The organism is Haloarcula sp. CBA1131, from assembly GCF_008728975.1.
In the GTDB taxonomy this organism is placed as follows: Archaea; Halobacteriota; Halobacteria; order Halobacteriales; family Haloarculaceae; genus Haloarcula; species Haloarcula hispanica.
The window spans coordinates 368,243-381,953 of record NZ_RPCY01000004.1; the positions used below are offsets into that span (position 1 = coordinate 368,243).

The 13,711-nt window shown below is 61.1% G+C and carries 8 protein-coding genes and 1 pseudogene; 6 read left to right on the forward strand and 3 right to left on the reverse strand.

All coding sequences use genetic code 11. The annotated features are described in order from the left end of the window. Window position 1: 1 nt before the first annotated feature. Complete coding sequence (locus tag Har1131_RS19540; protein WP_014030973.1) at window positions 2-2,437, forward strand: heavy metal translocating P-type ATPase; 2,436 nt, start codon at window positions 2-4, stop codon at window positions 2,435-2,437. Window positions 2,438-2,566: 129 nt separating this feature from the next. Here the strand turns inward: Har1131_RS19540 and Har1131_RS19545 are convergent, their stop codons facing one another. Together Har1131_RS19545 and Har1131_RS19550 are read right to left on the reverse strand one after the other, a co-directional pair. Beyond that, window positions 2,567-3,565, reverse strand: a complete 999-nt coding sequence (locus tag Har1131_RS19545) for a cytochrome d ubiquinol oxidase subunit II (protein ID WP_023842943.1) — start codon at window positions 3,563-3,565, stop codon at window positions 2,567-2,569. Next, entirely contained in the window at window positions 3,558-5,006 is a 1,449-nt protein-coding gene (locus Har1131_RS19550; RefSeq protein ID WP_050036509.1) for a cytochrome ubiquinol oxidase subunit I, read from the reverse strand. Before Har1131_RS19550 ends, Har1131_RS19545 begins: the two co-directional genes overlap by 8 nt. Window positions 5,007-5,387: 381 nt before the next feature. Here Har1131_RS19550 and Har1131_RS19555 point away from each other — a divergent pair. The 5 genes and pseudogenes from Har1131_RS19555 to Har1131_RS19575 all read left to right on the forward strand — a co-directional run. Then, window positions 5,388-5,582: pseudogene (locus Har1131_RS19555) on the forward strand (IS6 family transposase); the annotation flags it as partial. Window positions 5,583-5,685: 103 nt separating this feature from the next. Further along, on the forward strand, window positions 5,686-6,528 hold the full coding sequence (locus Har1131_RS19560; RefSeq protein ID WP_151148286.1) for a phosphoenolpyruvate hydrolase family protein: 843 nt from the start codon (window positions 5,686-5,688) through the stop codon (window positions 6,526-6,528). Further along, complete coding sequence (locus Har1131_RS19565) at window positions 6,521-6,946, forward strand: cupin domain-containing protein (RefSeq protein ID WP_014030968.1); 426 nt, start codon at window positions 6,521-6,523, stop codon at window positions 6,944-6,946. The genes Har1131_RS19560 and Har1131_RS19565 overlap by 8 nt, the downstream gene beginning before the upstream one ends. A gap of 2 nt (window positions 6,947-6,948) precedes the next feature. Beyond that, window positions 6,949-8,175 (forward strand): Tm-1-like ATP-binding domain-containing protein, encoded by a 1,227-nt coding sequence (locus Har1131_RS19570; RefSeq protein ID WP_151148288.1) that lies wholly within the window; start codon window positions 6,949-6,951, stop codon window positions 8,173-8,175. A gap of 201 nt (window positions 8,176-8,376) precedes the next feature. Then, window positions 8,377-8,631 (forward strand): hypothetical protein, encoded by a 255-nt coding sequence (locus tag Har1131_RS19575; protein WP_014030966.1) that lies wholly within the window; start codon window positions 8,377-8,379, stop codon window positions 8,629-8,631. Between the two features lie 94 nt (window positions 8,632-8,725). Here the strand turns inward: Har1131_RS19575 and Har1131_RS19585 are convergent, their stop codons facing one another. Then, the gene (locus Har1131_RS19585; protein ID WP_225308196.1) at window positions 8,726-13,174 is read right to left on the reverse strand and encodes a hypothetical protein; all 4,449 of its coding nucleotides are present in this window, start codon (window positions 13,172-13,174) and stop codon (window positions 8,726-8,728) included. Window positions 13,175-13,711: the final 537 nt, after the last annotated feature.

Below are 13,711 nucleotides of genomic sequence, written 5' to 3' on the forward strand. Positions count from 1 at the left end.
TATGTCCACCTGTACACTCTGTGACCTCCCCGTCAAAGACCCGATTACCAACGATGACATTGACGGCGAGTTCTGCTGTCGAGGCTGTTTAGAGGTCGCACAGTTAGTTGACGACGGTGAGGATGTCGACCTTTCGATTGCGGCCGTCCGTGACCGTGTCGAGGCCGAGGAGACCAGGCCCGATGGCCCCGAGGGTGCCGAAACAGCCTACCTCTCGATTGACGGGATGCACTGTCAGACTTGCGAGGGATTCATTGAACTCCTTGCCGAAGAGGAGGAAGGCGTTCACGAGGCGCGTGCGAGTTACGCGACTGAAATGGCACAGGTGGTGTACGATCCTGACTGCATCGATCGAAACGCGATCGCTGCGGCACTCAGTCGACTGGGCTACCAAGCTCACGGTCCTGACGAAGAGAACGACTCACTACGTTCACGCGTCGAGTTCGGCAAATACCGTGCGGTGCTCGCGGCAGTTCTGATGATGCCTGTGTTGGTTCTCTACGTCCTGTTCATATACCCAGTGTATCTCGGCATCTATCCCGAGAGTTTCCTCTATGGGAGCACTGTCGAGGCGATGGTGTTCTGGCCACTAATTGTCTGGAGCACACTCATACTCGTCGGACTTGGATACCCGGTCTTCCGTGGGGCCTACGTGAGCCTGAGAGTCGGTCGCCCGAACATGGACGTGTTGATAGCTATCGCGGTACTTGCAGCGTATCTCTACTCGCTGGCAACCTACCTCACGGGCGGGCGTGACCCGTACTTCGACGTCGCAGTGATGGTGCTCGCGATCGTCACTATCGGCAATCATCTGGAGTCACAGGTCAAACACGCTGCACTCGGTAACCGTGCCGACCTCACGGATTCACGCGTCGATGAGGCCCGCCGACTCGACGACGACAGTGAGACCAGTGAAACCATCGAAATTGCGAAGTGTGAGCCTGGCGACCGGCTGTTAGTCAAACCCGGCGAGCGGATCCCGGTCGACGGCCAGATCGTCGACGGGACTGCCGCGATTGATGAGGCACTTATCACGGGTGAATCTCTCCCGCAACGAAAATCGGTCGGGGACAGTGTCCTCGGCGGGTCGATCCTTACTGACAATGCGATTATCGTTGAAGTTGGTCCCGAAAAAACTAGCACGATGGATCGCCTCGTCGAACTCCTCTGGAACGTCAAGAGTTCTGCCACGGGTGTGCAACATATTGTCAACCGCTTTGCGGTACTGTTCGTTCCATTCGTACTCGGACTTGCCGCGCTGACCGCCACCGGCTGGTTCGTCCTTGGTAACGACCCGAACACAGCTATAATGGCCGGGGTCGCCGTGCTAGTAGTCTCGTGCCCATGCTCGCTCGGCATCGCTACTCCGCTCGCTCTCGCAGCGGCCACCCGCGATGCCACCGACAATCGCATGCTCATTCTCAACGAGACAGTGCTTGAACGGATCGACGACTCTTCGGTCGTCGTATTCGACAAGACTGGGACGCTCACCACTGGGGAGATGGAGCTTGTGGACGTCGTTGGCGACGATCCCGACGAAGTGCTCGCGATGGCGGCCGCCGTCGAACGTCGGTCAAGCCACCCAATCGCCGCTGCCATTGACGAGGCTGCCCCGCCGACCACGCGATCGGTGTCGAGTTTCGAGAGCGCCGACCGTACCGTGTCAGCACTTGTCGACGATACTCGCGTCGTTTTGGGCCACCCGGGCTCATTCGATACTGACGAGTGGACAATCCCCACGGAAATCGAGGCAGCTGTCACGGACGCTTACGAGTCGGGTACTCATCCAACGGCGGTTGCTTGGGAGGGGGCCGTCAAAGGAGTCGTTACAGTCCAAGATACGCCCCGTGAGAGTTGGGAACGCGTGGTTTCCGAGACCGCGGCCGCGGATCGGGATATCGTCGTGCTGACTGGCGACGACGAGCGGATGACTGAGACGTTTGCAAACCATCCCGCAGTTGATCACGTCTTCGCAGGCGTGCGCCCCGAGTCGAAGGAAGTGATCGTCCAGGGACTCCGCGAGCGCGGGACGACGACAATGATCGGCGACGGAACGAACGACGCGCCCGCACTCGCTAGCGCCGACCTCGGGATCGCAGTCTCGAGCGGCACCGATCTGGCGATCGAGGCGGCCGATGCGGTAGTGCTTGACGACCGTCTCGACGCCGTTCCAGAGGTCTTCGAGTTGGCGAGTGAAACTCGAGGCCGGATCAAACAGAACCTCGTCTGGGCGGCCGGCTACAACGCGATTGCACTCCCATTGGCGATAACCGGTGTGATCACACCGTTGATCGCCGCCGTTATGATGGCGATCAGTAGCCTCATTGTCGTCTTTAACTCGAAACGTCGACTCCTTCCGGCGGACGGAGATTATTTGGCTGAGCCCGACTCTGGCGAACGCACCGAACAACTCGACGCTCCAGTCCAGTCGGACTGAGCGCTCGAACGCCAGGTATTGCCCCTGACACTCCGGCTGAAACTATTGCCGAATCTAGAAGCGGCGTGAGGTCAGAAGCAAGCCCAGAGGAGACTCACCTTGCTTACTGTAGCGGCGGTCTCGGCTTGGTCAAGGACCATAGGATTCGTCGACAACGGGTCCGCTGAAGACGCCATAGAGGAACTTGAAATACCAGAGCACGAGCAGTAGCACCGGCAGCCCCATCACGGTGACAAGGTTGAGCGCGAGTGGTGAGACGACGGCCTCTCGGACGGTCAGTCCGGTCGCAGGGTAGATAACTGGGTACAGCAGAAGCGCAACGAGGAGGCTCAACAGCGCGGGAAGAGTTAGCGCACTCACGAGCCATCGCCGATACTGCTCGCGGCGAGCGAAGCCTATCCCAGCCAGGCCTGAGAGGGCAGAGAGAGCGACTACCACAGCAATCGGGACAGAGAGAACGGCGTCAGCTGTGCCGCCGGCGTCTGTCACGACGACAGTCGTCAGAAGGATGGCGACACCACCGAGATATGATACCGTTCCGGCGATACCGTACCTGCGCAGGTCGGCGGCAAGGGAGGAGCCAGTCTTGGCCGAGATGAAAGCCGCGCCCGTGACGACTGATACCGTGGTCAGTCCGACACCTGTCAAGAGCGCCGGCACCGACAGCGTCGGAACATCGAAGATCCAGCGCCCGGCGAGGACGCCAAACAGCAGTGGTGCGAGCGTGCTGCCCCCGACGAAAGAAGCGTCACACATCCGTTGCCACCGATCGTCCTCGCATTGCTCGCGCAGTTCCGGTGCTATGCCCCGGAACAACAGCGCGAGAACAAACCCGATAACGAGCAGATAGTTGTCAGCGAGCAACCGAGAGTACACGCTCGGGAACGCGGCTAACAACATTGTTCCGAAGGCGACCAGCCACACCTCGTTGGCGTCCCAGACCGGCCCAAACACCGACAGGAGTGTCTCCCTGTCGTCTTCGTCGCTCCGAGTGGCGTACAGCATACCGATGCCGAAGTCGAATCCGTCGAGAACCACGTACATTGCCAGCGCGAACATGACGACGCCAAACCACACCTCTGGGAGCGCGTCAAGGAGGTAGCGATCCACGGAGAGCAACTCAGTCATCGCCACCCACCCACGGAATGCGTCCGTGTCCGGTTTCCTGCGACGGGGCAAGAACGCCGAGGTCCTGCAGTTCCTCTCTCACGAGCCACCGTAAGACGAGGAGAGCCGCGGCAATTAGCCCAACATACACGATGAGAAACACTGCCAGCGTCGCCATCGCTTCCCCGGCGGTCAGCGACTGCGAGACTGCATCACTGGTCTTCAATTCGCCCTGAATGACCCACGGCTGCCGACCGATCTCTGTGACGTACCAACCGGTGAGCAAGGCGGCGTACCCCAGTGGCGTCGCGGCCATCATCGCCTTCAGGAATCGGTCGCTGTCGGCGAGTTTGTCTCTGTATGTGAGGGACCCTCCCCACATTGCGAGACCGATGAAAAGGAAGCCGAGTCCGACCATAAACCGGAACGACCAGAACACCAGCGCCACCGGGGGGTTGTGTTCGTACTCGTTCAACCCGAGTACCTCAGCGTCAGGGTCACCGCCGGTGGCGAGGTAGGAACCGAGGCCAGGTAGACTGACGGTGTAGAGGTTTTCCGCGTGTGGGTCGGTCAGCGCACTGAGATCTTTCGGAAACGCGAGTAGGTGAAGGTCGGCCTGTCCAGTCTCGTAGTGGGCCTCCATAGCGGCGAACTTCTGGGGCTGGGTGTCCGCGACGTGGCGACCGTAGGCATCACCGTGAACGGCCTGCAGTGGTGCTGTAACCAGCAATAACAGGACCGCGATCTTTAGAGAGGCTTGCCAGGCCGTCGAGTCGTGGGTCTTCCAGACCAAGTACGCCGAGACACCACCGACCAGCAATGCGACAGAGATGACGGAGGCGTTGACCATGTGGACGTACATCCACGGGAGTCGCGGCGTGAGAAAGGCAGCTACCGGGTCGGTCAGCCTGGCGACCCGCATTCCGTTCTGGGTTATCATATCATAGCCTTGAGGTGTCTGCATCCAGGCGTTGACCACTAGAATCCAGAACGCCGACAGCCATGCACCGATCCCGACCAGCACCGACGAGAGGACATACGTTCGGTCGCTCACCCGCTCACGTCCGAAAAGCAAGATGCCGAGGAAGACGGCTTCGAGGAAAAACGCTATCTTCGCCTCAAAGGCCAGCGGACCACCGATCAATTCGCCAGCGATTGTCGCAAACCGCGGGAAGTTTGTCCCAAACTGGAAGCTCATGGGGATGCCTGTTACCGTACCCATCACGAAGCCGACTGCGAAGACCGTCACCCAGAAAGAGCGCAACCGACTGAACCGTTCATCGTCGGTCCAGACGTCTTTCCAGGTGAAATAGATGATGAACGGTGCCAGCCCGACCGAGAGCGCGGCAAAGAGGATGTGAACAGTAATCGTCCAGCCAAATTGTGCACGACTCGCGAGTTCTGGGGAGAGGAAAATCAGCCATTCCGCGTTGACAGCACTGTACGTTTCGAGTGGGAGCACACCATGATCTATCCTCTCGACAGTAATACCGGACTAGCATGGTTTTCACTTTCGAGTACCGTACTACAGTGTTTGATGTTATCGGAGTCGTAGTTCTTTAGCAGTCGGAACCGCGGGTTAGTGGCACACATCGAAATATCGCCGGTAACAGGATTGAAACTATAGTAGCCATTGAAAATCAATACACACCTGATCGCACTGCCGTCGTGCGATCAGGTGTGTAACTCGTTTCAATCGTTACTATAGCTGTACTGATCGATCAACTACTGTCGCGCCTCCACTTCCGTAGCGAAATAGCTGTCTGTGATATTTTTATGGACAGCGGAGTCCGTCGTGTTTAGTTGAGCGTGAAAAGTGATGCAGACTGATTTCTTGGTACCTATGCCAGAAATCAGCCGCCTCAGTGGGCATAGAGACTGGATTGAGTTGGGTTTTGAGGAACGCGAGCGGACACCCGAGTCGGCGATGGCGTTGGGCATTCAATCGCACGTTGTGGCATTGTCACTGTCGAATACCATCGAAGTACTCGAAGATCTGGGTGTCCAACGCAGTCGCAGAGCCATCCACGATTGGGTTTGACGATGGTTTCTATGCCCAGAAGTAATATTATGTGTCGTGGTAACTCCTCGTAATCATCAAAAAATTAATTACTATATTATGAAATGGTTCTATCTGACGTATGGAATTCACACGGCAGGAGTCCCTTGATCGACTTCAGGAAACAGTATCGGGCGGCGATCCGATCATCGGCGCAGGTGCAGGGACCGGTATCTCGGCGAAGTTCGCCGAGCGCGGTGGCGTCGATCTACTGATCATCTACAATTCCGGTCGCTATCGGATGAACGGTCGGGGGTCGCTGGCTGGCCTCCTTCCTTACGGTGACGCCAACGAGATCGTCGTCGAGATGGGCCACGAAGTGCTTCCAGTCGTCAAGGACACGCCAGTTCTCGCCGGCGTCAACGGGACCGACCCGTTCCGACAGATGGATGTGTTCATCGAGAGCCTGAAACGACGTGGGTTCTCGGGCGTCCAGAACTTCCCGACGGTGGGTCTCATCGACGAGGACAGCGGGTTCAGACAGAATCTCGAGGAAACGGGGATGGGCTACGACAAGGAAGTCGACATGATCCAAGAAGCGGCCGAGCAAGGAATGCTCACCTGCCCATACGTCTTCAGCGAGGAGCAGGCTCGCGAGATGACCGAGGCCGGAGCGGACGTGGTCGTCTCACATATGGGACTGACTACATCTGGGGATATTGGTGCCGAGACGGCACTAGATCTCGATGCCGCAGCCGAGCGCGTTCAAGCTCATCACGACGCCGCAAAAGAGGTAAACCAGGACGTACTGGTGATCTGTCACGGCGGCCCGATCGCATGGCCCGACGATGCCCAGTACGTACTGGAACACACCGAGGGTGTCGTCGGATTCTTCGGTGCGTCGAGCATTGAACGCCTCCCAACTGAGGAGGCAATCGAAGCACAGGCCCGCGAATTCAAGGAGATTAGTCTCGAAGATGACTGATAGCGAATACTTCATCACTCCTGATGACGTCGAAAGTCAGCTCTTCGATTGGGGCGTCCTGAAGTGGCTGAGCACGCCTGACGTGACGGGTGGCGAGCGCTTCAGCGCTGGCGTCGTCAAACTCGAACCCGGAAAGGGCCATGAGCGCCACTCGCACCCTGACAGCGACGAGATCCTCTTCGTCATCCAGGGCGAGGGTGAACAAGAGGTCGCCGATCAGACACGCGATATCTCGGCCGGCGAGATGGTGTTCGTTCCTGAAGGCGTCGAACACGGAACCGTCAACACCAGCTGGGAACCGTTGTTACTGCTCGCGGTCTACGCACCACCGGGTCCTGAAGAGGTACTCCGGGATCTTCCTGAGTGTGAGATCGTCCCGCCGGGCGAACTGCCGACACCCGAGAACGTGGAGGAGTGAGTATGGCCGTCACAATCGTTGGGACCCTCGATACGAAAGGCGAAGAGATAGGTTTCGCTCGAGATGTCCTTCGCGCGCAAGGCGTTGACGTACACATCATCGACACGGGCGTGGTGGACGACCCGGAAATCGATCCGGACACTGCTGCAAGTGCGGTCGCCGAAGCGGGCGGCACCACGCTGGGGCACCTCCGGGACGATGCCGACCGCGGTGAGGCGATCGAAGCGATGGGCAAGGGCGCAGCGGCGATCGTCCAGCAGCTACACGATGCTGGCGACCTCGACGGTGTGCTCGGACTCGGCGGCTCGGGCAACACCTCGATCGCGACCACGGCGATGCGGGCGCTGCCGGTTGGTGTCCCGAAAGTGATGGTCTCGACGATGGCCTCCGGCGACATTGAACCGTATGTCGGTGCCACTGACGTGATGATGTTGTATTCGGTTGCTGATATTGAGGGACTCAACCAACTCTCCCGGAAGGTGATTGCTAATGCTGCCCTCGCGATGGTCGGGATGGTCACGAACCAGCCAGACATCGAAGTTGAAGACCGCCCCACTATCGGGATCTCGATGTTCGGTGTCACCACACAGTGCGTCCAGACGGCTCGGGAGTATCTCGAAGAACGAGGCTACGAGACGATCATCTTCCATGCGACTGGGACCGGTGGGAAGGCGATGGAGGACCTCGTGAGACAAGGCGTCATCGACGGTGTGTTGGACGTGACGACGACGGAGTGGGCCGACGAGCTTGTAGGGGGTGTGCTGGCTGCTGGCCCCGACAGGCTGGACGCCGCCGCGGAGACGGGCACGCCACAGGTCGTCTCGACGGGCGCGCTGGACATGGTCAACTTCGGGCCACGAGACTCCGTCCCAGAGGAGTTCGAGGGGCGGGACTTCCACATCCACAACCCACAGGTAACGCTGATGCGGACAACGGCCGAGGAGAACGCTGAGCTGGGCGAGGTCATCGCGAAGAAGCTCTCGGCAGCGAACGGACCAACTGCCCTATACATTCCACTTGGAGGTGTTTCGATGCTCGACGTCGAGGGAGAGGATTTCCATGATCCCGACGCCGACACAGCCCTGTTCGAGGCACTCAAAACAAATCTGGCTGAATCGGTCGAATTGGTCGAGATGGAGACCGACATCAATGACGAAACGTTCGCCCGGGCACTGGCCGAACAGCTTGACGCGTATATGCGGGCGGTAGATCTCGCTCCGGAGGGGTGATTACTGCTTCGTAGGAATCTCCGACACCGGACTGGTACGCCTGCTCCCAGCGTTGGTCACCGTCGGACCGTCAGTCATCGCGCACCGCCGCGAGCAGTCACGTCGGATTCGAGGAGAGACATACCGATACGGGGGACGAACGGCCGCAAAAGGCTTCGCCCTGTCGGAACTGTTTAGCCCGCGTTGCTCCTCGACCGACCAATGCGAGTCCTCGATCGGCAGCCTTACTCCTACGTCCTACTGGCCCGCGACGGCGAGTGGATTCTCACCTTCCTCCTCGGCGGACCGGTAGAGCGCGATGTCTCCGTGCGCTTGACGCCCGCGGAGGTCACTGCAATCGAAGACGGCGAGTCCTCGGCCACGGACTTGGTCGAGACCGTCCGCACCGACCTCTCAGCGTACGATGACAGACGGATCAGGCCGACAGTCTGGCCAGGGAAAACGGACGACGAATGAGCATAGCGGTCCCGCCAGTTTCGTCAGTGCTCTTCCGTTGCGAACGTGGCGTGTCGGTTCAGCGTCCGGACGAAGTCCGCCTCGTCGATAGCAGTCAGCGACTCGTGTCTGGATAGTTCCTCGCGGAGCCAGTCACCGGCGCAGGCGTCGACGAACTCGGCCCACTCGTCGAGGCGGAAGTCCTCGAAGTCGTAGACGGTACCGCCGAGACCGTGCCCTTTTCCCTGAAAGAGTCGGATCTCACGGTCGTCGAAGGACAGTCCGAGTTCCTTGGGCCACTCGGAACTGTGGTTGCTGTCGGGAGTGTGCTCCGGACTCGAGAGGACGTAGTAGGTTGCCATACGGTGGATTCTGCCAGTGGGTCACTCCGAGTAGTCCCCGGTTGGACGGTCGCCGCCGAAGACGGCCGCTTCGAGGGTCTCGCCCCCGGTCGCCCGGAGTGCCCGACCGAGCAAGTGGGTACAGTCTGCCTGTGCTCGGGATTACCCGTCGGGAGCCTGTCGACGGCCCGCGAGAAGGTTCGTACCACGGCATCGTCGGCCCGGAATACGTTCTCCTCACTCGCACGCTCGACGGACTGAGACACGGCCTCGACACACGCCTCGACCTCGGCGGCTAGTTGGCTCTGCGTCGTTCCCGCGACTACGACGTCGGCGTAGACTCCTTCGAGAAACGTCGCCGGGTCCTCGACGTGGCTCTCCAAGGCGAACGCCCGGAGGGCGGCATCGAGACGCCGACGCCACGCTGGCGTCTCGGCTTCGACTGCGTCGACGTACGCCCGGGTGTAGACTCCCGCAACGAAACCGGCGGGATCGTCGGGGAGTTCCCGCGTCGCAGTTGCTTCCATCCGCTCCGAGCAGACGGCCAGCCACGCCTCGGTGTTGTCGTGGTCGGCATTCGTCCGACCGACTTCGGCGAGAGCCGCCGCATACACCCGTTCGAGGATGCTCGCCCGCGCCATCCCGACCCACGCGAAGTCAGTTCGCTGTTCGGCGGCGACGACTTCGGTCACGCCGAAGCGAACTTCCGCAGGGTCGGCCTCGACTGCCAGCGCCAGTGCGGTCCCGAAGACCGAAGCGACGTAGTGTACGGGATGCAGTGGGTACTCCGTCGCCGTTGCAGTGGTTTCGATCTGGGAGAGTACCGACTCCACCAGGCGATCGTGCGTTCGCCCGCCGGCGTCAGTCCGAGTCAGCACTGCCAGAAGAACGGCCGCGTCCGCTTCCGCGAACGCGTCGAACCACTCCGTCTTGCTCGGTCCCTCGATCCCTTCTCGCGCTCCGCGGAACGCCCGGACGAGCGACCCAAGCCACTCTCCGGCCAGGTTCGCCTCGCCCTCTGCGGCCCACCCTGTAGCTGCGTCGCCGTAGACCGAACGCAGGAACGCGACCGGATCCGAGACTAAGTCACCCGTGGCTGCCAGGTCCTCAATGCGCTCTGTCAGGCTGTCGAACCACATACTCTCGCTGTGTGGCGAAATCCCGTCGTCAGGCTCGGTGTCGTATCCCCGGACCTGCGTCGAGAGCGCCCCACGGTAGACCGCCCGAAGGTACGGCTCGACCACTGCTGTCGGTGCATCGCCCGCTACTCCGCGGGTCACGGTCGCGTCGTAGCGGTCGATCCAGTCCGCGAACCCTGGCGAATTCGGGAGTCTGAGGGCTCCTTTGCCGTAGGGGCCCGACTTGGCCACGTCTCCCTGTTCCACGATGGCTAGGGTCGCGAGCGCGCCGGCGTGGAGTGACGCACGGCACTCCCACTCGTCGTCGGGGACCTCCGAGTCAGCGATCGTATCGACCAGCCGGTGACACTTCTCGAACAGTCGCTCGGCACGGTCGAGGTCGCGGTAGTGAACGACGTGCCAGATTGCCCAGCTGTACGTGTCGACCACGAAGGATTCGGGGTGATCGACGAACGACGACTCGGCCGTGCTCCGACAGAGTTGTTCGCCGGTCGCCACCAGCCACGGCTCGAATCGGTCCGCCGGACAGTTGTGGTCGAACACCCAGAAGCCGATTGCGCTCACGGACGCGACGTGTAACAGCTCGGCCCGGTTCTCGTCGTGCTGGAGCGACGTGGCCACGTCTCTCGCAGCAGCGTCGACCGCGTCAATCCAGACGGGGAGGTCGTCGGTCGGCATCTCCACACTCCCGAGGGCCCCGAGCATCGATCCGAACACGTTGCCGAGGAGGACGGACGCGTGACCGTCCTCGTACTCGGACGCTGTCTGGTCGACGAGCGCGATCACCGGTGCGAGCACCGCCTCGGCACTCGCCGACTCCTCGGCTCGTTCTACGAGCCGTCCGACAGTCTTCCCGTAGATCCGACAGAGCGGATACAGGCCGGGTTCGGGATCGATGGCGTTCCCGTCCACCATCTCGTGGAGCAGATGGTCGACCGTCGCGAGTGCCCCCTGATTCGGCTCTCCTCCGGCTTCTGGTCGGGCAAGCGTCGACAGGGCCGTCGTGACGGCGGTCACGATAGGTTCGACGTCGCCACCGACCGAGTCCCGACCGTGGGGAGTCGCGGTCTCGTTGGTCAGTGCCAGCGCACGAACTGCAATGGCCTCGACCCACGCGTCGGCTGTCGGGTGCTCGCTCGCCACAGTCGCCATAGCAGTGCCCGCGACCGTTCCCCGGTACCTGATCGCCGCGTCCGTGTCACAGCGGTTCCCTGCGACGTCTCCGACGAGGTTGTCGACCAAGAGCAGCCACTCCCGTGCGGCGCTCGGCTGGGCGGTCCGTGCGACGACAGCGACGGCCTCGGCAACGACCTGCCCGGCGAAGGCCGCATCGAGAGCACTGTCGGGCATGCCAGCGATCGCTGCCAGCGTACTCTGGCCCGCGACCGAATCGACCGCGAGTGACCGACGGGAAGGAGTTCGATTTTCGGGCCACTCCAGCGCGGACAGCAGATCCTCGGCGACCGCCTCTGGCGTCCGATCGGCCGTCAGGTCAGCGTCTCCAAGGTCGAACTCGATACGGTCGCACCAGGCCTCGACGTCGTCACAGCCAGTCCGGTCGGCGAGGGCGTCCAGATGCTCCCGTCGGTCGTTATCACAGAGCAGCACTGCACCGGAACAGACCCCTGCCTCGACCCAGTCAGCGAGCGCCCGAACGCCAGCGTCGCTCACGATTCGTGCTGGCTCGGCCCCGTACGTCGCGACTACGACTGCGTTGGGCGTGGCGTCGATTCCCACCCTGCTGTGGTTTGGCTGACGGAGATCGGAGAGTCTGACCGTCGCTCCCCGCATCGTAAGTGCCGTCGCAACGCTCGCTGTGAGCCGTCGCTTCCCGCTGGCTTTCGGTCCCGAGAGGAGCACGAGCCCGCCATCGAGTGCGTCGACGACCTCGTCGACGCCGACCCCAGCAACGTCCCCGTCGGCTGCAGAGTTCTTGTCCGAGTTCGGGAACTCTCGGTCCGCCGCAGCCGCGTCTAACGCTGTTAGTCCGTTCCAGTGCCAGGAACCGACGAGGGGATCGGTTCCGTACTCGTCGGGCTCCATCGCGGCGGCGTCCAGCGACGACCCGATTGCTCGCATGGCTGTCAGAGCTGCATCGATTGGGGCACTCGCGTCGGCGATGGCTGTCTCCGTTTCGGACTGAGCCGTCAGGCGCTGACTGATCCTCGCTCGCATCGGTTCGGACCCGAACACCCGAAGCCGCTCGACCGTCCCCGGCGGGAGATCGACGGCGATTTCGAGGGCTTCGGCAGCCCCGGCCAGCGGCCGATGTCGAACGAACGGTTCGAGCCACTCCGTGTCGTCATCAGCCAGCGACCTCGCGACGAGAGCGAGTGCGGTGGCGACCGCAGGCGACATTTCGACCGAGCTACAACTGCCATCCACGGCACAGGAATAAAGGGACGCGATGAGGTCGAGGGCGCCCTCGTCAAACGGTTCGACCGTGATGTCGCGGTCGGTAACCACCGCCCTGACATCGGGACCGGCCAGAACCGTTTCGGACCCATACTGCGAGAGCGAGAGGAAGGCTGCGGGCGTGACTGTCTCCTCGACGGTCCCGATCTGTTGCTGAAGCCGCTCGTCCTCGAAGTCATAGCCTGGATAGGTGACGCGTTCGACGAGGGACGTGCGCTCCCCGTCACCCAGTTCTGGTGGACGTCGCTGGCTGGTGAGTTCGCGGATTTCGGTGATTGCATCGTGGCTCTCTGCGGGGGGCGTCCGAACCACGAGCACGGAATCGACTCGGTCGTGGAACGCAACGGGCGCGAGGTGACCGTGTCGGCAGAGCCAGTCGAGGCTCCGTGGCCGCGTCACGATTACTGCACCCCCGGAACGATCGAACAGGACATTCAGCCTGTCCCGGTCGTCACCGAGGTGCAAAACCGCCGAGACAAAATCGTCGACGACCACGAGTTCGTCGTCGTCGATAGCTGTTGTTTCTGCGAGCCGCTCGACGGATGGACCGACCCGCCGCAGGTGATGTGACTTTCCGACACTGGGTGCCCCGAGGACGAGTGTAACCTCACACGGGTCGACCGCGTCGCACAATTCGCTAGGCGTGACTTCTCGAACCGTTCCTTCCATGTAATTCCCCACGACCGACCCCGCCGACGACCGCGTCTGGATGGCAGACCCTGCCGAGTATATCTGTTCAGTACGCTTGCTGGAGAATATAACTGTTTGCTGTTGGGACAGATATCCCCGAAGCCGATCCAGCCACCACTCCCCGACATCACCCGACGATTAGCCCCGGTGTCTTCGTCGTTGGCAGACCGTCCCTGTCGGCTCTGCTTCGGGTCGCTTGTCTGCGCCGTTATCAGGGCTGCGCATTCTCAATCACCCCACGCTCAACTCTAATCTTGCCTGTGGGAGGACTCGGTCGCCCGACGAAACGAGAGCGATTCGCTCTTCCAGTGGGAGGAACACTCGCTGTAGTGGTTCTATAGTAACAATTGAAACGAGTTACACACTGATCGCATTGCCGCCATGCGACCAGCTGTGCATTGATTTCCAATGGCTACTATACTGAAAGTTCAACTCTATGTTTGTGAGCGTCGCGTGTTCAGTCACGGAATCCCATCGACGGTTGCCGAGGGGACGTGTTGCATACAGAATAGTTAT

What these genes read in the sequence shown, in the direction of transcription:
- Har1131_RS19540 (WP_014030973.1), top strand. Translation starts at nt 2, where the DNA reads ATGTCCACCTGTACACTCTGTGACCTCCCCGTCAAAGACCCGATTACC.
- Har1131_RS19545 (WP_023842943.1), bottom strand. Translation starts at nt 3,565, where the DNA reads ATGACTGAGTTGCTCTCCGTGGATCGCTACCTCCTTGACGCGCTCCCA.
- Har1131_RS19560 (WP_151148286.1), top strand. Translation starts at nt 5,686, where the DNA reads ATGGAATTCACACGGCAGGAGTCCCTTGATCGACTTCAGGAAACAGTA.
- Har1131_RS19565 (WP_014030968.1), top strand. Translation starts at nt 6,521, where the DNA reads ATGACTGATAGCGAATACTTCATCACTCCTGATGACGTCGAAAGTCAG.
- Har1131_RS19570 (WP_151148288.1), top strand. Translation starts at nt 6,949, where the DNA reads ATGGCCGTCACAATCGTTGGGACCCTCGATACGAAAGGCGAAGAGATA.
- Har1131_RS19575 (WP_014030966.1), top strand. Translation starts at nt 8,377, where the DNA reads ATGCGAGTCCTCGATCGGCAGCCTTACTCCTACGTCCTACTGGCCCGC.
- Har1131_RS19585 (WP_225308196.1), bottom strand. Translation starts at nt 13,174, where the DNA reads ATGGAAGGAACGGTTCGAGAAGTCACGCCTAGCGAATTGTGCGACGCG.